This window comes from Bacillus velezensis, from assembly GCF_001461825.1.
In the GTDB taxonomy this organism is placed as follows: domain Bacteria; phylum Bacillota; class Bacilli; order Bacillales; family Bacillaceae; genus Bacillus; species Bacillus velezensis.
Genome location: NZ_LLZC01000018.1, coordinates 63,772 through 83,605, shown reverse-complemented (window position 1 = coordinate 83,605; position 19,834 = coordinate 63,772). Strand labels below are relative to the sequence as shown.

The 19,834-nt window shown below is 43.8% G+C and carries 21 protein-coding genes, 1 tRNA gene and 1 pseudogene; 8 read left to right on the top strand and 15 right to left on the bottom strand.

Translation table 11 applies throughout. The features are described 5' to 3' along the window. The first annotated feature begins 17 nt into the window (after positions 1–17). Complete coding sequence (locus AR442_RS09065) at positions 18–1,466, top strand: carboxylesterase/lipase family protein (protein WP_032863899.1); 1,449 nt, start codon at positions 18–20, stop codon at positions 1,464–1,466. Positions 1,467–1,606: 140 nt separating this feature from the next. Further along, positions 1,607–1,807 (top strand): hypothetical protein, encoded by a 201-nt coding sequence (locus AR442_RS09060; protein WP_014418938.1) that lies wholly within the window; start codon positions 1,607–1,609, stop codon positions 1,805–1,807. 30 nt (positions 1,808–1,837) lie between these two features. Here AR442_RS09060 and AR442_RS09055 read toward each other — a convergent pair whose 3' ends face one another. Beyond that, complete coding sequence (locus AR442_RS09055) at positions 1,838–2,368, bottom strand: dihydrofolate reductase family protein (protein WP_014418939.1); 531 nt, start codon at positions 2,366–2,368, stop codon at positions 1,838–1,840. 79 nt (positions 2,369–2,447) lie between these two features. Then, entirely contained in the window at positions 2,448–3,077 is a 630-nt protein-coding gene (locus AR442_RS09050) for a YczE/YyaS/YitT family protein (RefSeq protein ID WP_014305880.1), read from the bottom strand. A gap of 133 nt (positions 3,078–3,210) precedes the next feature. On the opposite strand from AR442_RS09050, the gene paiA reads away from it, so the two are divergent. Continuing rightward, the gene (paiA, locus tag AR442_RS09045; protein WP_021495236.1) at positions 3,211–3,729 is read left to right on the top strand and encodes a spermidine/spermine N(1)-acetyltransferase; all 519 of its coding nucleotides are present in this window, start codon (positions 3,211–3,213) and stop codon (positions 3,727–3,729) included. 40 nt (positions 3,730–3,769) lie between these two features. Here the strand turns inward: paiA and AR442_RS09040 are convergent, their stop codons facing one another. From AR442_RS09040 to AR442_RS09020, 5 genes are all read right to left on the bottom strand, one after another. Further along, positions 3,770–4,258 carry a phenolic acid decarboxylase gene (locus AR442_RS09040; protein WP_007407400.1) on the bottom strand — a complete coding sequence of 163 codons (489 nt, stop codon included), beginning with the start codon at positions 4,256–4,258 and terminating at the stop codon, positions 3,770–3,772. 21 nt (positions 4,259–4,279) lie between these two features. Next, positions 4,280–4,735, bottom strand: a complete 456-nt coding sequence (locus AR442_RS09035) for a DUF3237 domain-containing protein (protein WP_014418941.1) — start codon at positions 4,733–4,735, stop codon at positions 4,280–4,282. Positions 4,736–4,945: 210 nt separating this feature from the next. Beyond that, positions 4,946–5,230: a DUF1433 domain-containing protein gene (locus AR442_RS09030; protein ID WP_014418942.1), complete on the bottom strand. Its 285-nt coding sequence runs from the start codon at positions 5,228–5,230 to the stop codon at positions 4,946–4,948. Positions 5,231–5,444: 214 nt separating this feature from the next. Next, the gene (locus AR442_RS09025; protein WP_014418943.1) at positions 5,445–5,732 is read right to left on the bottom strand and encodes a DUF1433 domain-containing protein; all 288 of its coding nucleotides are present in this window, start codon (positions 5,730–5,732) and stop codon (positions 5,445–5,447) included. 465 nt (positions 5,733–6,197) lie between these two features. Then, positions 6,198–6,542, bottom strand: coding sequence for a DUF1433 domain-containing protein (locus AR442_RS09020; protein ID WP_014418944.1), 345 nt, complete (start codon positions 6,540–6,542; stop codon positions 6,198–6,200). 66 nt (positions 6,543–6,608) lie between these two features. Between AR442_RS09020 and AR442_RS20715 the strand changes: the two are divergent. After that, positions 6,609–6,719: pseudogene (locus AR442_RS20715) on the top strand (sporulation transcription factor Spo0A); the annotation flags it as partial. A gap of 181 nt (positions 6,720–6,900) precedes the next feature. On the opposite strand, the gene AR442_RS09015 reads toward AR442_RS20715, so the two are convergent. Next, a complete protein-coding gene (locus AR442_RS09015; RefSeq protein ID WP_014418946.1) occupies positions 6,901–7,215 on the bottom strand; it encodes a DUF1433 domain-containing protein in 315 nt (104 codons plus the stop codon). Between the two features lie 51 nt (positions 7,216–7,266). On the opposite strand from AR442_RS09015, the gene AR442_RS09010 reads away from it, so the two are divergent. After that, the gene (locus tag AR442_RS09010) at positions 7,267–8,694 is read left to right on the top strand and encodes a lipase family protein (RefSeq protein ID WP_053285128.1); all 1,428 of its coding nucleotides are present in this window, start codon (positions 7,267–7,269) and stop codon (positions 8,692–8,694) included. Between the two features lie 16 nt (positions 8,695–8,710). Beyond that, a complete protein-coding gene (locus AR442_RS09005; RefSeq protein WP_007407407.1) occupies positions 8,711–9,022 on the top strand; it encodes a hypothetical protein in 312 nt (103 codons plus the stop codon). A 59-nt stretch (positions 9,023–9,081) separates the two neighbouring features. Here AR442_RS09005 and AR442_RS09000 read toward each other — a convergent pair. From AR442_RS09000 to AR442_RS08990, 3 genes are all read right to left on the bottom strand, one after another. Continuing rightward, positions 9,082–9,157: transfer RNA gene (locus AR442_RS09000), tRNA-Arg, on the bottom strand. A gap of 207 nt (positions 9,158–9,364) precedes the next feature. Beyond that, on the bottom strand, positions 9,365–10,834 hold the full coding sequence (locus AR442_RS08995; protein ID WP_014418948.1) for a glycoside hydrolase family 32 protein: 1,470 nt from the start codon (positions 10,832–10,834) through the stop codon (positions 9,365–9,367). 14 nt (positions 10,835–10,848) lie between these two features. Continuing rightward, positions 10,849–12,081 (bottom strand): MFS transporter, encoded by a 1,233-nt coding sequence (locus AR442_RS08990; RefSeq protein WP_007613980.1) that lies wholly within the window; start codon positions 12,079–12,081, stop codon positions 10,849–10,851. Positions 12,082–12,471: 390 nt separating this feature from the next. Between AR442_RS08990 and AR442_RS08985 the strand changes: the two genes are divergently transcribed. Then, positions 12,472–13,446, top strand: a complete 975-nt coding sequence (locus AR442_RS08985) for a LacI family DNA-binding transcriptional regulator (protein ID WP_014418949.1) — start codon at positions 12,472–12,474, stop codon at positions 13,444–13,446. Between the two features lie 246 nt (positions 13,447–13,692). Further along, positions 13,693–14,289, top strand: coding sequence for an ATP-dependent Clp endopeptidase proteolytic subunit ClpP (clpP, locus tag AR442_RS08980; protein WP_003151513.1), 597 nt, complete (start codon positions 13,693–13,695; stop codon positions 14,287–14,289). Positions 14,290–14,333: 44 nt separating this feature from the next. Here clpP and pgmB read toward each other — a convergent pair whose 3' ends face one another. The 4 genes from pgmB to AR442_RS08960 are packed head-to-tail and all read right to left on the bottom strand — an operon-like array spanning position 14,334 to position 19,833. After that, positions 14,334–15,023, bottom strand: coding sequence for a beta-phosphoglucomutase (pgmB, locus tag AR442_RS08975; RefSeq protein ID WP_021495243.1), 690 nt, complete (start codon positions 15,021–15,023; stop codon positions 14,334–14,336). Then, positions 15,020–16,705, bottom strand: coding sequence for a glycoside hydrolase family 13 protein (locus tag AR442_RS08970; RefSeq protein WP_053285127.1), 1,686 nt, complete (start codon positions 16,703–16,705; stop codon positions 15,020–15,022). The genes pgmB and AR442_RS08970 overlap by 4 nt, the downstream gene beginning before the upstream one ends. Then, positions 16,698–18,971 (bottom strand): glycoside hydrolase family 65 protein, encoded by a 2,274-nt coding sequence (locus AR442_RS08965; protein WP_053285126.1) that lies wholly within the window; start codon positions 18,969–18,971, stop codon positions 16,698–16,700. Before AR442_RS08965 ends, AR442_RS08970 begins: the two co-directional genes overlap by 8 nt. Continuing rightward, positions 18,949–19,833, bottom strand: a complete 885-nt coding sequence (locus AR442_RS08960) for a DUF1189 family protein (protein WP_053285125.1) — start codon at positions 19,831–19,833, stop codon at positions 18,949–18,951. Before AR442_RS08960 ends, AR442_RS08965 begins: the two co-directional genes overlap by 23 nt. Position 19,834 lies beyond the last annotated feature (1 nt).

Sequence of the window (19,834 nt, the reverse complement as noted above, 5' to 3'; positions counted from 1 at the left end):
AAAAAGGGGATGAAATGATGACAAAACTTACCGTTCAAACCCGCTGCGGCGCACTGAAAGGAACTGCCGGCCGCGGCGTCCGCACATGGAAGGGCATACCGTACGCGAAGCCGCCCGTCGGAGAGCTCAGATTTAAAGCGCCGGAGCCGCCCGCACCTTGGGACGGCGTAAAACATGCCGACTCGTTCGGGCCGATTTGTCCGCAGCCGGATGATATGCTGTCTATATCGTTTTCCGGAGATATACCGGCTCAATCTGAAGATTGCCTTTACCTCAATGTTTTCGCCCCCGATTCAGAGGGCGAAAAAAAGCCTGTCATGGTATGGATACACGGCGGGGCATTTTATTTAGGTGCCGGAAGCGAACCGCTTTACGACGGATCTGCCCTTGCCGCTGACGGAGATGTCATTGTAGTGACACTCAATTACAGGCTCGGACCGTTAGGCTTTTTACATTTGTCTTCTATTCATGACGCGTATTCCTCCAATATCGGGCTGCTCGATCAGATCGCCGCCCTGCGCTGGGTGAAGGACAATATCTCCGAATTCGGAGGAGACCCGGATAACGTCACGATATTTGGTGAATCGGCAGGCGGCATGAGTATCGCCTCCCTTATGGCAATGCCTGACGCAAAAGGCCTGTTTCATAAAGCCATTTTAGAAAGCGGCGCCTCTCATACGATCCCGGCGGACATGGCAAAAGACATCGCGGCGGCATTTATTCATGAAGCCGGCACTGATCAATTGCAGGAGCTTTCCGTTAATGACCTGCTTAAGACTGCGGATAAAGTGCGGCGCTCACTAGATCAAAACATTTTCCAGCTTTTGTTTCAGCCCGCCATCGATCCGGCCACATTGCCTGCGGAACCGGTGAAAGCCATAGCAGACGGGGCCGCAGAAGGCATACCTATGATCATCGGAACCAATCGTGATGAAGCATATTTGTTTTTCACCCCTGATACAGATATTCATTCCGAGAAAAAGCAGCAAGATTATTTGCATTATCACCTCGGAGAAAACTGCACCGAGCAAGCGGCAGATTTATATCCGCATTCATTAAAGGGACAAATCGATATGATGACGGATCTGATTTTCTGGCGGCCGGCTGTCGCTTTCGCACAAGGACAGTCGCAGCACGCACCGGTCTGGATGTACCGCTTTGATTGGCATGGCGAAACACCGCCGTTTCATAAAGCCGTTCACGCTCTGGAATTGCCGTTTGTGTTCGGAAACTTTGATTCTTTGAGAAAGACGCTGCAAGAACCGCTCGGTGACGACGCAGAACAGCTTTCCAAACAAATCCAATCCGCATGGCTCGCTTTTGCAAAAACCGGAAACCCGAACACCTCTCACTTCAATTGGCCTGAATATGAAACCGATTCACGCGATACTTTGCTTCTCAACACGGATACCGCTGTCGAAAGTGATCCCGATGCAGCAAAACGCCGCATCCTGTTTCAAGCATAAAAAACGCCAAGGGAGCCGGCTCCCTTGGCGTTTCGTTTTCATCTTACTTCAGACATCGCAGAATATCCATTTCCATATTACCCCTGATATGTTATATTCTAACCCAATAAGTTAAACAAACATTCATAAAGGAGTTTTATATGGAGAAATCAAGTATTATCGGCACAGCTGCCGTTATAATCGGGGCGCTTATGACCTTAGTTTCATTTATCTTCCTGCGCGACACTGATTTCTATGCCGTGAGGTGGATAGGGGTTGTTATCATGGTTGCAGGGTTTTCATGCGGGCCGGCCCACACCATTTCAAAACATAAAAACAAACATGAAAAAGAAACCCGGTAACCTTCTTGGGTTTCTTTCATACACTTCATTTTATCTCACTTCATAATGCAACTCCGCAAATTGCTTATAGCGCCTGACATCAGTCAGCTTCAGCCCTGTCTCCCGGTCTCCGGGTTTGAACAAAGAAATTCCGCGGCCGAGCAGAACGGGGGCGATCTGAATGATAAACTCATCGACAAGTTTTTCCTCCAAAACCGGGTGCAGCAGATCACTCCCGCCGACAATCCAAATCCGCTTGCCTTCTTGGCGTTTCAATGCTTTTATAAAATCGGCAGGCTCTTCATGAATAAACCGCACATGTTCAGTGCACCCGGTCAATGTCCGCGAAAACACATAGCATTCTTTACCTTTGTACGGAAATTCCTCAGGCAATAAAACCAATATGTCCTCGTATGTTTTTCTGCCCATGATAATCGTATCGACAGATTCATAGAAAGCTTCATAATCGGTGCCGTCTTCACCTTCAGTTCCGATTAACCAATCTAAAGAGTGATTTTCCCGCGCAAGATAGCCATCTGCGCTGACAGCTCCGTAAAAAACGAGCTTTCTTTGACCGCTCATAAAAATCCCTCCCCCTTTTTTATTATACCTTGAACATGCGGATGAAATGAAAAATGATAGAACCGGATAAAAACCCCTGCTACCGGGTTTTCGTTTCTTCCTGCTTTGGAGATGCTGTTAATATGCCGTCTATCCATCTTCCGGTAATCGGCATAAAGAAATGAAGGATGATCCCGCCTAAACAAACGGTTAATAACGTTCCGATGCCTACCGGACCTTTTAGCATCACGGCCAGTATGAAAAATATGAAGTAAATGACCGTTCTTGAAAAAAAGATGCTTCTCCCGGTTAAATCGCGGACAATTAGCGTTAACCGATCAACCGGGATCGGGGCGAAATTCGTGTGCAGATAGGTTGCGGTTCCTATCCCTATCACAACTAAACCGATTGCAAAACAGCCCGCTTTTCCGTACCATAGTTCAGGCGTTATGACTCGATGCAGAAAAAAAAGCCACATATCAATCCCGATTCCCGTTATAAACGCCGTAATCATCCCTGAAAATTCCGGCCTTTGCCTTTTTAACATTGAATTACAGCAAATTAACAGGAAAGCGATGATGATTTCCCAGCTTCCCACGGTAAGCCCTGCATGGACGGACAATCCCACAATAAGCGCATCAAAAGGCGACGTTCCAAGATCTGATTGAATCGTGACAGAAATACCAAAGGTCAAGATCATGATTCCTAAAACATAAAAAACATATTTCACTTTATCGTCCTCATTTTCTTATTTTATGTTGCAAATACAACAAAATTACGGTATGTTTACTATACGGTATTTTCATTGCAAATACAACAAAAAATCAGCTGATATGATAAATGAAGAAAGGAGCTGTATGACCATGAGTATTCAATTAAAAAAGTGCAGCCTTAACGATATTACAGAGCTCCGGGAGATAAGCATTGAAACATTCAATGATACATTTAAGGATCAAAATTCACCTGAAAATATGAAAGCTTATTTGGAAAATGCATTCCGCTCTGAACAGCTGAAAAAGGAATTATCCAATCTGTCTTCTCAATTCTATTTTGTTTATTATCATGATGACCTTGCGGGGTATATAAAAGTCAACATGAACGAAGCACAGTCAGAAAAAATGGGGGAAGATTCTCTTGAGATTGAGAGAATTTATATAAGAAAAAACCACCAGAAACACGGACTCGGCAAATATCTGCTGAATGAAGCTGTGAAAATCGCAACAGCACACAATAAAAAGAACATCTGGCTGGGCGTATGGGAAAAAAACGAAAATGCAATCGCCTTTTATCAAAAAATGGGGTTTGTCCAAACCGGAGAACACTCTTTTTATATGGGGGATGATAAACAAGTCGACTTTATCATGACCAAAACCCTCTCGTAAAAGGATACAAAAAAACCCGGACAAGGCCGGGTTTTTTCTCTTATTTTAATTTTCCCGCGCGGATATCATCGGTCATTCCTTCGTACGGCGCTTCTGAAATCAGTGCTTCGTTATTGATTCCCGCATTGTTGAGATACGTAATATCCGCAAACTCGGGAACGACATATTTCGGGTACGTTTCATATTTCTCACGTGACTCTTTCATCACGTCAATGTAATCATTTTGGTAGCACACCGTGATTTCCGGATGTTCATGCACCCATTTCGGGAAGAAAATAATCCCGTGCATCCGTTTTTCATTCGGCATAAAGTTTAAGGAAACGTCTGTGCCTGTCGGTTCAGTCCATGACACTTTGTATACGCCTTCTGTCAGCTTGACGATATTCACTTCCTGGTCGCGCACCCAGCGGCCGCCTACCATTCCGCTATGAATCCGATAGTCGATCGTATGATCATTTTTAATATAGATTTCATACTCCCAGCCGTTTTCATACGTGTAAATCATATGGCTTCCGATAAAGTTTTCCATGTTGACTCACTCTCCATATTATTATTGAACTTCATAAATATCTAACCGAATGTCATCCGGCAATCTGACCGCAGCCCCGATAAACAGCCGGTCCTGCAGATGCTGATATGCCTCACTGCTTGTTTCAAACACAGGCACAGTGCGGAAATACACGTGCTCGGGATCAATGATGCGCCCCTCTGCAGCCTGTTGGCGGAACGGTTCACTGACTTGGCGGATGCCGTTGTTCTCTACATAGATGACTTCATGCTCCTCCGTCTCCAGCGCATATCTGGCAGAAAGATCAACCCGGCCGTTCGGACGGATGATCTGGGCATCTGCTCCGCCCGGAAGAACACGTCCCTTTACGGCGCCGCTGACCGTTCCGCCCCGTATCGGAATCAACTGCCTTTTCCCTAATCCAGTCTGCCCCGCAACGATCGGTTCATCCACTTCAATCTGCAGAGACATCACTTTTTTTAAAGAAGGTTCCTTCAAGACGTATCACCTCCCGAGTTATTATGTTTACTTAAACATGTAACTATTTACATGTTTAATTGTAACGCTGTTAAAACGGACTGTCAAATAATGAGCTGTTTCCGGTTATGTTTTACAGTGTTCAATAAAAAAAGACAAGGGCGGCACATGCCGAAACCCTTGTCTTTTTCATTATGCTCATATATAAAAAATGCCAGACGAGCGTCTTTATTAATAATCGCAATCTTTATCTCTGCATTCTTTCTTTCTTACAGCGTCTATTGAGTGCCCCATGATCTTGTCATTTGCCTTATCGTAAATACCATCGAATTTATTCGATGTATCACCGTTGTAATAGCCAAATACCTCTATCCCGCCCATTGGATCTATCTCGTATTTATCTTTAAATGTAACGTTATGTATGCCTTCATAATTCGCTTTGATAAATTTCTCCATTCGTTCTTGCACAATCTTTATCTCTTCAGCCTGAACATTTTTATCATTCATACTCTTCATTATAAAGCCTCCGGCTGCTATAAAAATAACCATGAAGATAATAATGTTTTTTTTCACAGAATCATCCTTTCCATGAGTTATGATGAAGCTCGCGGACTGGAAAAAAATGACCGGTGACATCCGGTGCATTTAGGCGTCTTAAGATTTTTCTTCAGTGTCCACAGAGGATCATATAAGCGGCATTCCAGAGTACTTCTTTATTCCAGCGTCTTTTTTAGTATTCACATTCTTTTTCCTGACATTCGGGTTTCTCTTCCGCATCGACTGACGAAACTCCTATTTCATCATTCGTTTTGTCATAAAGTCCCAAAAATTCTTTTTCCTTATTACCATTCAAGTACCCTCCAATGGAAATTCCTCCCATAGGGTCTATTTTGTAATCGTTATCGTATGTAATGTGCTTTATATTTTTGTAATTAGCTTTTATATAGCTTTCCATTTTATCTTTCGCTTGGATAAAAAGTTCTTGTTCTGCTTCTTTTTTATCATGTTGGTACTTCATGTAGATACTTCCTGACGCTATAGTTATTACAAATATCAGGACAACCATGTATTTCTTCACAGACTCATCCTTTCTTAGATTAAATTTACATCAACCTCAGAGTGTTGTACATGTCTAAAAAACATCAATGTATCAAATATCAGTGATCGAGAATACTTTTATATAAGCATTAGTTAGACTAGCCTAAAGGGTGTGTGAATTTCTAAAAAGTTTATAGTCAGATCTAGATTTAATGAAGTTATGAAGGAGAAGAGAATTCAAAGCCAGAAGGAATTGGCTGATTTAGTTGGTTCAACTGAGGTTATGATAAGCAGATTTAAAACAAATACAAGATATGATATCACAACACTATTCATTATTAACAGAGGATTAAAAAATGTACCTATGAAAAATTTGTTTTATGTCCAGGAGATTAGAGGAAGAGCAATACAACAAAATTAGCCCAGCTCGATTGAGCGGGCTAATTTATCTTGTACAAAGCTTATCTTTACATTCTTCTTTTGGTTCGGCATCAACCGTATATGACAATATTTCTTTATTGCCTGGGTCATATAGACCTTCAAACTCTTTTTTTCCATTAGTATAACCCTTAACACTAATACCGCCCATTGGGTTAATATAGTAATCCTCAGAAAAATGGATATCTTTCACATTTTTATAGTTCGTTGTTAAAAACTTTTTCATATGATTCTGGGCTTCTTCGAATAACGCAATCTCTTTTTCCTTTCGATCATACTGATGCTTCTTAAAAAGTCCCCCAACTGCTATAATTATTAAAATAAGGATAATTATGTACTTTTTCTTTTTCATTTGGAAATCAACCCTTTCCTATAAATAACTGTCGTTCTTAAGTAAACGAAATGAGCGAAAACTTGATATGAATATACTTTCAGCATGTCAAAAGCAAAGCTAACCAATTCAGAATTCATCGCGATTGTTGCTGACAAGTTAAGATTGGAACTTAAAGCGAGTGAAATGCTGATCTGACGTTTTTCCTATCGTTGAGTTATCATGATATTTGTACCGTTAATATCGGAGATACCTCGACAAATGAGACGGTAGAGGCGATTGGTCTCAGGAATAGGTTTGAACTGTATGAGAAACATATCACGAATTTTGTAAGATAATTAAACAAAATAAATACCCACTCATCCCTGATGTGGGTATTTTACCTTTCTTCGGCATTGACCACTGAAATACCTATCTCCTTGTTCGTTGGATCATATATACCGGAAAATTCTTTTTCTTTATTATTATTTATGTAGCCTGAAACTTCAACTCCGCCTGTCGGATCGATATTGTAGTCTTTTGAAAAATGAACTTCCTTTACATTTTTATAGTCTTTTTTTAAGTAATTCTTCATGTGCTCTTGCGCCTCAATCACAAGTTTTTCTTCGTTTTTATGTTTATCATATTGACGCTTCACGAAAAACCCTCCCACTGCTATAATTATAACAATTAGGATAATAATGTATTTTCTCATGCGTATCATCCTTTCGGAACTATTTTACAATATAAGAAAGGTGATGTATATATGCCAAAAGGAAAAGAAATAACCGTCTCTAATGTCACAGATAAAGAATATTACCGTTTGAGTCAAGCAGCTTACCATTATAAAATGTTAGCCCTGCATATGAAATATAAAACTCCTTATAAAATAAGTAAGACGTCATATTGGTACGTTGAGAAAGTGAAGCAGGATTCTGATACGGGTCTTGATGCCTTTGTATTCTCAAAAGGCATCAAGTCCAAAAACGGTAAATGGATAAAATCAAAAAGCCCCGAAAACGTGGTCGTCGCCTTTGCGGGAACCGATATCGCAAAAGACCCGATCAATGACGGCGTAAAAGCGGACGGCGGGAACATTGTTTTTGGAAGCGACCCCAAAAAAGAAGCTCATTATATCGTTGAAAAGGACGCGAAGGATACGTCTAAAACACTCGGAAAATATAACGGCACACCTTCTCAAGACGCCAAGCTCACAACCGGAAAGTATAAGCTGATGACGAAAACATCGCAAATCGACCAAGCCGATCAGCTGGTACGGAGCGTAAAGAAAAAGTATGCCGGAACGTCAACGATTATTTCAACAACCGGCCATTCACTCGGCGGCGCTGAGGCCGAATACAGCGCGGTGAATAATGATGTGTATGCCGTCGCGTTTAACAGTCCTTCCGTCGTGAAGCTGCACGATGAAGAAACACAGAAAGAGATCAACAGCGGCATATATGATCCTTACATCCGGTCAATTATCAATCCGGACGACATGGTCGGGGCAGGTTATTGGAACGAATATGACCGCCACAACGGGACAACGATTTACACGAAAAACCCCTCTCTCTCACAGTTCAGCCGAAAGCAGCGGCTTGATGGGAAATTGAGCGAGCAGATCGGAAAAAATCTCGCTTATTTCTTCACTACCGTCATTCTGAGAAATCCGGATACACACGGCTTAAACGAAGCAAATTTCGTGTTCGACAGAAACGGAACTATCGCAAATCCGAACGGAGATGAATTAGTCTTTGATAAAAACCTCGGCGCTCTTCTGCCGGCCGGTGCAATCGGAAGCGCAGATACAATAAAAGTAACGCCGACAAACGCAAAGAAGCTGGCTGAAAAGGTGCAGGCTATGACTGAGGATTTGCGGACGATGAAAAAAGAAGCGCAAAACGCCTATCAAGAACACGATGAAAAAATCGCCGAGCTGAAAACGGAATTTTACGGCCAAGTCGGACACGGCTTGTATGATCAGCTTCAAGCACAGGACGTGACCAATACCATTGAAGATATTGCGCTATCTTACGATAAAGGCCCGATTTTTTATGACACTCAGGCTGAGCAGGCGTTTATTGATTCTTTGCAGGCAGCGATCACAGACCTTGAAGAGATCGGCGGATTCTTACATAAAATAGCAGACGAATTTCAGGAAAAAGACCAGATGCTCGCAAACTGGTTAAGATGATAGAGGTGGATACATAATGCCGACATTAGACGAACTTTTAGAACACAAGGACGATCCAATGAAGAAAATGCTGCAGCGGCAGATGCTGAAAACAGGGATGACGCAGGCAGCGGGGACAAAATTGGAGACAGTGCGCCGAACGCTGAAACCGACATTCGAAATGGATACGTTGAAAGATGAATTATATGAAGTGTATTCAGCACTATTGAACAGCTTTGAAGGCAAGGCGCAAAAAGCTCTCGCGCAGCGGATCAGTGAAAGTGCGCGGCTGATTGCCGGCACCGAACATAACAGAGACACATTCGTTAACAGTTTCAAAACAAGATAAAATAAAAAAACCTCACAGATTTAACATCTGCGAGGTTTTTCCTATCGTCTTAACTGAGACGCGCTCGGAGGGATTCGAACCCCCGACAGACGTGGTACCGGAAACCACCGCTCTATCCAACTGAGCTACGAGCGCACGTTTTTTCAATCAGATACCTTTATATTATAATAAAGAAACGCACAGAAAGCAACTCTTTTTTGATAATGCAACAACAGGATTATGCAGCTTCCTCATGCAGCATAATCCTGCATCGTATAACGGCATTGATTTTCACAAAAAAACCATTTCAGGCGGACTGCCCCCGGATCGGTACATTTCCAGCCACTTCAGAAAAAGCACATTTCAGCTTTTTTTCCAAATGTCCTTTAACGTCCAATAGGTGAATTCCTCAACCTTTACGGCGCCTTTCTCAGAAAACAGCTCAATCCCCAATCTGCCTTCATTCGGATAGATACGGCTTGTCATCGTTGTTTCTCCATGATTGGCGAATACTTCAATCGAGGATCTGTCAATAAAGATACGCAGCGCCAGCTTGCCGTTTGTATCTGTCTGCACCCTTCTCACACCGTCTTTCGCTTTCCCCATCTTGGTGCAATCAAGTGTCAGCTTTTTATCCGTCAGATTGTATGTCAGCACAAGTTCTTCTTCGTCAAGGCCGCGAATCTTAAAACCTGCCGTTTCGGCATCAGAATCGTTTATATCAAACACGACTCGGACTTCAAGCAGGTCTTCGGACGTCTTTGCCAAGTAACTCCCTGAAACCGATCGTCCGGCACATTCCCGATATTCCATTTTCCGCAGCTGCTTGGTTTCTTCCACGGGATTCATCAAAAGTTTATGATCATCACGCAAAGTCAGTTCTCGCGGCAAAGTCAGTGCACCGCACCATCCGTCCGCTTTTGTCGGCATCTCAGATTCCCACATATCCATCCAGCCGATGGCAATTCTGCGTCCTTTATCATCTAATAATGTTTGCACGGCGTAAAAGTCATGGCCGTGATCCAGTTCTTTAAAAGCGCCGTGTGTAAATTTGTTTGTTTCATCATGATAGTCACCGATTAAATAACCGGTTTGATGTAAATTTTGATAGGAATCACCGTCCGCCTCGATCCCCTGGGGCGAAATCAGCAGGACATGTTTGCCGCCTAATTCAAAGAAATCAGGACATTCCCACATATAGCCGAGATTACCGTCACTTTGGGCGAGAACCCCCGCGTATTCCCAATCACGCAAATCAGGTGAACGGTATAAAACGACCCGTCCGACGTTTTCTTTTGAGGAGTTGCCGATGACCATATACCAAACATCGCGATGCTTCCATACTTTCGGATCGCGGAAATGACGGGCGCTGTCTTCCGGCGGTTCCGCAATAACAGGGTTTTCCTGAAGCTTTTCAAACACGGTTCCATCTTGGCTGACAGCGATATTTTGAGTTTGATAGAATAGGTCTTTCTCTTGATCAATTATATTATGTCCTGTATAGATGAGGGCCAATCTTCCATGATCATCGACCGCGCTTCCCGAAAAACAGCCGCTTTGGTCGAATTCATCCCCCGGAGCTAAGGCAACCGGCAGGTGCTCCCAATGAATGAGATCTTTACTTTTTACATGTCCCCAATGCATCGGCCCCCAATGCTCATCATACGGATGATGCTGAAAAAAGACGTGGTATTCTCCTTTAAACTGAATAAGTCCGTTCGGATCATTGATCCAATTCGCCCGGGGCATAATATGGTACCCCAATCGATATCTTTGTTTCACTTTACCCTCGGCTTCCTTCAAAGCTTCTTCCGCCTGCTGAATTCTATCCATTTGTAACATCCTCTCTATCCGATTTTTTGCAGACGCTGGACACGCCTGCTGTTTTGTTTCGGGCCCAATAAAGTAAATATGGAAATGACGGTAAAACCGAAGACGACGATTCCCATGATGAGATAGGTTTGACGGAACCCCGCACTGTCATATAATCCTCCCGCAAGCGGCGACAGAATCGACGCGCCTGCCTGAGATGCGAATTGAAAACCGACGAGATAAAGGACGGACGACAGACGCGTATCAAAATTGGCAGCCAAATATTTAAAAACGGCGATCAGCATAATCGGCAGTTCCAGTGCGTGGATGAGTTTCATTGATGAAATGCCTACAGGTTCAACTGCAATTCCCGACCCGACGATGCGGAAAGCCATTAAAAACCCCGCTAAAATCAAACTGTTTTTCGCCCCGAACTTATTGACGATAAAAGGGGCAAGAAACATCATACCGGCCTCCAAAAACACTTGGAATGAATTCAGATAGCCGAATACTTGGTTACCCGTCGACACTGAAGGAAACAAAGACGCATAGTAGATCGGGAACTGCTGATCATATACACCGTAAATGCAAGTCACCCCGATAATGTACATCATAAAAAACCAGAAATCTCTTAGTAAAAAGAGCCGCCCCACATCTTTTAACCGGACCGAATCCGCTCTGTTTTTCTCATGATCGGTCATTTCTATTTTTACAGACATGATGATGGCCGTTAATATGACGGCTGAAACAGACGCGATCCAGAAGTTGATATTGGGATTGATATTGAAAAGCTGACCTGCAAAAAATGCAGCCGCCGCCCAGCCCAGCGAGCCCCACATTCTAGATTTTCCATACTCGAAATCATATTTACGGCTGACCTTTTCAATGTACGTTTCAATCGCGCCTATCCCCGCCAAAAAAGCGGCTCCCAAATATAAGCCTCCGACAACGGCGCCAAGAAAGACGTTGTATTGTAAAAGCGGTCCATAGACGAAGATATAAAACGGACCCGTGAATATGAGAAGACAGCTGATCATAAACAATATCTTTTTCTTCAGCCCCAATTTGTCAGAGATAAAACCGTAAAGAGGCTGCATGCACAGGGCAAATACGGCGTTTACAGAAAAGATAATGCCTGTCGCTGATCCGTTTAAATTGATTTCCTGCCCTAACCAAATCGCAAATAAAGAATAGCTGGAAGACCAAGTAAAAAAGAAAAAGAAGAAATAAGCACTCAGTTTCCAATACAGACTTTTTGAGCTTTTCATTTGCACCGCTCCTTTAATAGGACCTTTTAATAGCCGTTTTAGAGCCGCATACTTCCTTCTTCATTTTCATCACATACATGCGAGCTCCGAGTAAGCGCTTACCTAACATCGCTGCTTGATTCTTTCACTTCATTGCCGTCAGCCATCTCTCCATACCCGTCACTTCCCCTCACTCCATAAATAAAGCGCTTTCAAAAAGAATTGTATGTCAACCGGTTTCATATGTCAATCGGTTGACATAAAATTTTCTGATTATTTCAATCAAATCAAACACACCCTCTTTATATGAAAACAGAAACATGGAATGTCCTTGCACATGTCAGCCTGATTCTCTAAAATAAGTGCGTGACGGAAATTGTAAGCCATTTCAGTAAGCAGGAGGGCACGGGAATGAAGCCTAACATTCATGATGTTGCGAAAATAGCGGGAGTTTCATCTACAACCGTTTCGCGGGTATTAAATAACCGCGGCTATATCAGCGAAAAAACAAAAGAAAAAGTGTACAAGGCGATGGAAGAAATCAATTACTTTCCAAACGATCTGGCCCGCTCTTTATTCCGAAAACGAACCAATTTAATAGGGCTTATCATCCCAAACTCCAGCAACCCATTTTTCGGCGAACTCGCCTTTCATATTGAAAGCATTTGTACGTCCATGGGCTACAAACTGCTGCTTTGCAACAGTTTACATCGAAAGGATAAGGAAGAAAAATATTTGGAGATGCTGATAAGAAACCAAGTGGACGGCGTGATCGCCGTGACTTACAACCGGGGAATTCTCAATGATCACAAGCAAAATCTGCCGATTGTCGCCATTGATCATTACTTATCGGACACGATTCCCGTCGTCGGCTCAGACAACTATGACGGCGGAAAAAAGGCGGCAGAACTGCTGATTGAAAAAGGGTGCCGGCACATCGTCCATATCAACGGCCCGCTTGAACTCGAAACACCGGCAAACCTCAGAAGAAAAGCATACGAAGACGTCATGCACGAACACGGACGAAAGCCCATTACATATGAAGTACCCTTTTATCAGCATTACCATGACATTATTTCAACATTATTCGATGAACAGCCTGACACCGACGGAATTTTTGCCAGCGATGATATCATGGCGGCTGCAGTGATGACTGAGGCCAAAAAACGGGGAATAGACATCCCGAATCAATTAAAAGTGATCGGTTATGACGGCACTGAAACCGTTCAATCGGTTCTGCCGGACTTGGCAACCATCCAGCAGCCGATTGAATTGATTTCCAAAACAGCCATCGAGATTTTAGCAAAAGAAATTGAAGGCGAATTTGATGATTTGCCGCTGGAAACGTATTTGCCGGTACGGCTTTTGGAAGGGCGGACAACGTAGTCAGACCCTTCAGCCGTACGTAGCGACGCGATTGCGGTCTATTTTGAGCGCTCCGGCCATATCATTTTCTCAAGCGCCGGTGCTGATCATCCTCATTTCCACTTTGCTGTTTGAACTTTTTGTTTTATGGGAAAAATGGTGTTAGAAGAAAAGGTTGGCATTTTGGTCAGCGTTTTGTTTGACCTTTATTGACCAAAAATGTATCATGTAAATACATACTTACCTAAAAGGTGAAGGAGGAGCATTATGAATTTAATACCTACAGTCATTGAACAAACGAACCGCGGAGAAAGAGCTTATGACATTTACTCCCGTCTTTTGAAGGACCGTATTATCATGCTTGGATCTGCGATTGATGACAACGTTGCGAACTCCATCGTGTCACAGCTTTTATTCCTTGAAGCGGAAGACCCTGAAAAAGATATTTCCATTTACATTAACAGCCCTGGCGGATCAATCACTGCCGGTATGGCAATCTATGATACAATGCAGTTCATTAAACCGAAAGTATCCACGATCTGCATCGGTATGGCCGCTTCTATGGGAGCATTTTTACTTGCAGCCGGAGAAAAAGGCAAACGTTACGCGCTTCCTAACAGTGAAGTTATGATTCACCAGCCGCTTGGCGGAGCGCAAGGACAGGCGACAGAAATTGAAATCGCGGCAAAACGCATTCTCTTGCTTCGCGACAAATTAAACAAAGTGCTTGCTGAACGTACCGGCCAGCCGCTTGAAGTCATTGAGCGTGATACAGACCGCGACAACTTCAAATCAGCTGATGAAGCCTTAGAATACGGCTTAATCGATAAAGTGCTGACACGCAATACAGAAGACCAGAAGTAATGCCCAAAAAACCTGCAAGAGATGATGTCTCTTGCAGGTTTTTTTCACTCTCTGATGCTTTTTAAAACCTTTCCCCTATACTGCTTCCATTCTTCCTTCAACAGCTCAAACGACAATTCACCGGTTTGCCTCACAACCAGATCAGCACCAAGCATCGACTGTTCACGCCCGACACCGACCGCGAACATCCCGGCAGATTTAATTGCAGATATTCCTGCTTCAGCATCTTCTATTGCCGCGCATTCAGCCGTGGAAACACCGAGCAGCGCTGCAGCTGTTAAAAAGATTTCGGGATCAGGCTTCCCCTTCGCAAGAGCCGCCGGGTCAACAATGGCTTGAAAATCATCGATAATCGCCAAACGTTTTAAGATCGCGCGGGCATTGCGGCTTGAAGATGCTAACCCGATTTTTATATGTTCATTTTTTAATTCACAAAGAAGCCTGCCGATTCCCGGCAAGAGATCTTCCGGCGTCAATCTGCTGATCAACGTTTGATAATATTGGTTTTTTTGATGCAGCAGTTCTTGTTTCTCCGCATGTGTAAACCTTTTTTCCGCTCCGCCAAAGATCAGTATGCTTTCCAGTGACTCTTCCCGGCTGATTCCTTTCAGGCCTTCATTCACATTCCTGTCAAAGGGAATATCAATTTGTTCTGCGATGTGCTTCCAAGCGAGAAAATGATATTCAGCCGTATCTGTTATCACTCCGTCTAAATCAAAAATAACCGCTTTCATATGCTGATGCCCATCACAGCTTCATAAGGTTTGAGGCTGATACTCTTCAAGTCAGCCCGCTCCTGCGGATAGTTCGAAATCAGGATTTTCCAGCGCTCATGGATCAGTTCCGGAGGCGCTTCGAACCGGGCCTTGTCTTCCGACAAATTCACAACGACGAGAAGCTTTTTCCCTTGATATTTACGGATATAACAATAGATTTGCGGATCATCTTCCAGCAGCAGCTGATAATCTCCGTATACCATGATCTTATATTGCTTTCGTAATTGAATGAGCTTCTGATAGTAATAGAAAATTGAATCTTGATCTTCCAAGGATTCTTTCACATTGATTTCTTGATAGCGGGAATTGACCGCTAACCAAGGGTCTCCGGCTGTGAATCCGGCATGTTTTCCTGCATCCCATTGCATCGGCGTCCTCGCGTGATCCCTTCCTTTTATCATCACGGCTTTGACAAACTCTTTTTCTGACATCGTTTTGTTTTCGATGACTAGTTCACGGTATGCATTTTTTATTTCAAGATCGTCATACATCTCCAGCGGCATATCACTGTTGACCATGCCGATTTCTTCTCCCTGGTAAATAAACGGTGTGCCTTTCATCCCGTGGAGAACCGTTGCGAATGCTTTCGCACATTGTTTTCGCAGCTCACCGTCATTGCCCCAGCGGGAAATCACTCTCGGCTGATCATGATTCTCAAAATACAGGGTATTCCAGCCGCTATTCATCAACCCGGTCTGCCACCTTGTCATTGTTTGTTTTAAAGCAATCACATCAAACGGCTTGATCTGCCATTTCCCATTTGGCGAGTTTTGTTCTGTATCGATATCCATATGTTCAAATGTAAAGATCATATTCAGCTCTTGCCTGCCTGCATCCGTATATTTTTTCGCCTCTTCAATATCAGAACCGTTTGCCTCTCCGACTGTCATGCAGTCGTAATGAGAAAGCACTTCCCTGTTCATCTCTTGAATAAATTCATGCAGGCGGGGGCCGTTAGAGTGATAACGGCCGACGATATGGGGGCGGCTGTTATCTGTTTCATAGTCCGGAAAATCAGTGTGCTTGGAAATGGAGCCGATCACATCCATCCGCCAGCCGTCAACGCCTTTATCCATCCAGAACTTCATCAGATCATACACTTCCCGGCGAACGGCTTCATTTTCCCAATTTAAATCAGGCTGTTTTTTCGAAAAGTAGTGCAAATAATACTGTCCTGTCCCTTCATCGAACGTCCACGCCGAGCCTGAAAAAATCGATCCCCAATTATTCGGCTCAGAACCGTCCGATTTCGGGTCTTTCCAAAAATAATAATCCCGGTAAGGATTGTCCTTCGACTTGCGGCTTTCAGCAAACCAGGCATGTTCATCCGACGTGTGGTTCACGACCAGATCCATGATGATTTTCATTCCGCGCTGATGCACTTCATCAATTAACTGAAACATATCTTCATTTGTTCCGAATTTTTCGTACATGTTTCTGTAGTCACTGATGTCATAACCGTTGTCATCCTGCGGAGAATCAAACACGGGCGACAGCCAGATCACATCCGCGCCAAGTCTTTTGATATAATCAAGCTTTTTGATAATGCCTTGTAAATCCCCAAATCCATCTCCATTGGAATCATAAAAACTGCGCGGGTAAATTTGATACACGACAGCTTCTTTCCACCATTCACTCATCAGGCATTCTCCTTTCACATCGTTCATTCAGCACCATCGGTTCTCCATAAACTGTGATGGACACCGGTTCGCCTTTGACAAGCTCAAAAATGGCGCGCCTTTCTTCGACCGTCACCTTGATCAAGCGGTTTCGATAATTGATATGGAACGAGTAACCGTCCCATTCATTCGGCAAAAATGGGGTGAATGAGAGCGTTCCTTTTAAAGTACGCATGCCGGCAAACCCTTGGACGATCGCCAGCCAGCTTCCCGTCATTGAAGTAATGTGAAGACCTTCCTCCGTATCGCGATTGTAATTGTCGAGATCAAGCCTTGCTGTACGCTTATATAATTCAAGCGCCTTCTTTTCCATCCTCAATTCGGCAGCGAGCACCGCGTGAATGGAGGGCGATAAGCTTGATTCATGAACCGTCATCGGTTCATAAAATTCATAGTTGCGGCGTTTTTCGTCTATAGAGAAACGGTCAGGAAATAAATAAATGCCTTGCAGCACATCGGCTTGTTTAATAAAGCTGGAGCGGAGGATTTTGTCCCATGACCAATTTTGATAAAGAGGCCGTTCAGCTGGATCTAATTCGTCAACTGATTGCAGGTCTTTGTCCAAAAATGTGTCATGCTGAACGAAAATTTGCAGTTCTTCACTATACGGATAGTACATGTGCCGGATGATTTCTCTCCAGACTTTCAATTCTTCTTCCTGCACATCCAGAAGGCGGCGTTTCTCCGCTGAGATCCTTTCGAGACTTTGCAGAGTATAATCCAACGTCCAAGCCGCAATGACATTCGTATACCAATTGTTGTTAACGTTGTTTTCATATTCATTCGGCCCTGTGACGCCATGGATCATATACTTATTTTTTCGTTTCGAGAAGTGAACACGGCCGGCCCAAAACCTGCTGATCTCAACAAGAACATCTATACCGTATTCATCCATATAGGCGCGATCCCCTGTATATTGGACATAATTGCAGATCGCATAGCAAATCGCGCCGTTGCGGTGAATTTCTTCAAACGTAATCTCCCACTCATTGTGGCATTCATCTCCGGTAAACGTCACCATCGGATAAAGCGCCCCCTTCATCCCCAGCTTGGCGGCGTTCCGTTTGGCAGCCTCCAAATGATGATAGCGGTACAAAAGCAGGTTTTTCGTGACTTCCGGCTCGGCTGTCGCCAAATACATCGGAACGGCATACGCCTCGGTATCCCAATAGGCGGCACCGCCGTATTTTTCGCCTGTAAATCCTTTCGGTCCGATGTTCAAACGGGCATCTGCCCCGTAGTATGTCGAGAATAACTGAAAGATATTGTAGCGGATGCCTTGCTGAAGTTCCTTATCTCCCTTTATCTCTATATCCGCTTTTGCCCATCTTTCCTTCCACTTGGCAATATGCTGCTGTCTCGCTTCTTCATAACCTTGCTTAAGAATAGCCGCCAAAAGCTCCTCCCCTTTCGAAGTAAGCTCTGCTTCTTGAACATCGCGTGAAGTCGTGACAACAATAAACTTCTTCAATGAAGCTTTGTTTTGGTAGCTGAAGCGATTTTCAGCATACATGCCGGAAGTTTGAAAGCTTTGACTGACATAGCCTTCTGTCAAATTTTCCATTAAGGCTGAGACAGTGAAACGCGGCGTTCCGAACGGATTGTCGAGCGTTTTTGCCGTTATATGCCCGCGGCGGTAATCCGCTCCTGTCTCTTTTTCCTGCCAAAACCGCTCTTGATAGTTTGAATCTTCGTTTACAACATTGCCATCAAGATAAGGGACAAGCGTAATAACGGCGTCCCCTGTCAGACACTCCGCTTCATAATGAATCGCACATAGCTCTTTTACGGCCAGGCTGAGAAATCGTTCTGATTTGATTCGCACGGTTTTATCCTGAATACGGACAACAGCGCTCCTCCTCAGAATTCCTTCTTTCATATGAAGCTCTAACTCAAATGATTCGAGTCGGTTTTGATAGAGATCGACTTTTTCACCGTCAACATACACATCTATACCAATAAAATTCATCGCATTGATCACTTTTCCGAAATAGTCCGGATACCCGTTTTTCCACCAGCCTACCCGCGTTTTGTCAGGGAACCACACGCCCGCAATATATGTGCCTTGATGGCTGCCGCCTGAATAGCCCTCTTCGAAATTCCCCCTGATGCCCATATAGCCGTTGGCAAGAGAAGTCAGGCTTTCCTGCAGCCGTATATACTCTTTTTGAAATGTATTGGTTTTGATTTTCCATTCATCAATCTCAAACAACCGCTGATTTATCATGTCTTCCTCCCGAATGAACATTTTCATTATGACGGCGGGTTTTGGCCATATATCTGAATAAAAAAGCAATCATCAACGTGACGCCGCATGTATGAACCATTAATACAGTAATCAAATCAAAGCGGATCAGCCCGATAGCAGCTGCCGCGAATGCAGGCAGAGCCGATGCGCATATCGCTGCAGAAGCTGCTTCCTTACATGACGCGATATCGATCATTTTTGATAATTTTGCCATCCAGATGCCTCCCGCAAGCACAGCTGTAAAAAATAGCTGGATCAAAAAAATCACTGCGCACCCCAGCATCATGATCATCGGCTTATACTGTGCCAGCCACAATTGACCGATAAGAGCCTCCGTCTCATATACGCCCGGGTCCGTAAGACTGGCGTCCGCTTTCCCATAGCGAACTGAAAACCCCATTCCGTTTTGGTCGGTAATAATCAGCCGGTCAGGCTGGAATATGACCGCGTTGTCATATCCTTTTACACGCAAACGCCCATTTTCACCGTTTGGTTTCCATTCATGCTCCATATCGACTGCCATCAGATGGTTGCCCTCTTCAATTTGATCAAAACGCTGTCCGCCTGTCAGTTTTCCGTTCCTGATTTGAATACCGTTTAATTGTTCGGCAAAACGATCATTCACTGCAGAAAGCGCCGCAGGCATAACCAATTTGAGGCTGAAGCGGTCCATTTTCAAAAACGACATCGTAAACGGCGCCATAAGGCAGGACGTCAAAAACATAAAGAGAAAGGAAAGCTGAAGCCAGCTGAATGTTTTCCCGTAACGGCAAATACCTGACGGAGACACCGACGCTTTAAGACTGCGGATCATAAAGCTTTCATTTTGCACATTCTTCATT

Coding starts and splice junctions, on each gene's coding strand:
- AR442_RS08965 (WP_053285126.1), bottom strand. CDS start 18,971: ATGATAAATCAGCGGTTGTTTGAGATTGATGAATGGAAAATCAAAACC.
- AR442_RS09055 (WP_014418939.1), bottom strand. CDS start 2,368: ATGAGCGGTCAAAGAAAGCTCGTTTTTTACGGAGCTGTCAGCGCAGAT.
- AR442_RS08985 (WP_014418949.1), top strand. CDS start 12,472: ATGAAGCCTAACATTCATGATGTTGCGAAAATAGCGGGAGTTTCATCT.
- AR442_RS08990 (WP_007613980.1), bottom strand. CDS start 12,081: ATGAAAAGCTCAAAAAGTCTGTATTGGAAACTGAGTGCTTATTTCTTC.
- AR442_RS08960 (WP_053285125.1), bottom strand. CDS start 19,833: ATGAAGAATGTGCAAAATGAAAGCTTTATGATCCGCAGTCTTAAAGCG.
- paiA (WP_021495236.1), top strand. CDS start 3,211: ATGAGTATTCAATTAAAAAAGTGCAGCCTTAACGATATTACAGAGCTC.
- AR442_RS09025 (WP_014418943.1), bottom strand. CDS start 5,732: ATGAAGTACCAACATGATAAAAAAGAAGCAGAACAAGAACTTTTTATC.
- AR442_RS09010 (WP_053285128.1), top strand. CDS start 7,267: ATGCCAAAAGGAAAAGAAATAACCGTCTCTAATGTCACAGATAAAGAA.
- AR442_RS09030 (WP_014418942.1), bottom strand. CDS start 5,230: ATGAAGAGTATGAATGATAAAAATGTTCAGGCTGAAGAGATAAAGATT.
- AR442_RS09015 (WP_014418946.1), bottom strand. CDS start 7,215: ATGAGAAAATACATTATTATCCTAATTGTTATAATTATAGCAGTGGGA.
- clpP (WP_003151513.1), top strand. CDS start 13,693: ATGAATTTAATACCTACAGTCATTGAACAAACGAACCGCGGAGAAAGA.
- AR442_RS08995 (WP_014418948.1), bottom strand. CDS start 10,834: ATGGATAGAATTCAGCAGGCGGAAGAAGCTTTGAAGGAAGCCGAGGGT.
- AR442_RS09040 (WP_007407400.1), bottom strand. CDS start 4,258: ATGGAAAACTTTATCGGAAGCCATATGATTTACACGTATGAAAACGGC.
- pgmB (WP_021495243.1), bottom strand. CDS start 15,023: ATGAAAGCGGTTATTTTTGATTTAGACGGAGTGATAACAGATACGGCT.
- AR442_RS08970 (WP_053285127.1), bottom strand. CDS start 16,705: ATGAGTGAATGGTGGAAAGAAGCTGTCGTGTATCAAATTTACCCGCGC.
- AR442_RS09020 (WP_014418944.1), bottom strand. CDS start 6,542: ATGAAAAAGAAAAAGTACATAATTATCCTTATTTTAATAATTATAGCA.
- AR442_RS09065 (WP_032863899.1), top strand. CDS start 18: ATGACAAAACTTACCGTTCAAACCCGCTGCGGCGCACTGAAAGGAACT.
- AR442_RS09005 (WP_007407407.1), top strand. CDS start 8,711: ATGCCGACATTAGACGAACTTTTAGAACACAAGGACGATCCAATGAAG.
- AR442_RS09060 (WP_014418938.1), top strand. CDS start 1,607: ATGGAGAAATCAAGTATTATCGGCACAGCTGCCGTTATAATCGGGGCG.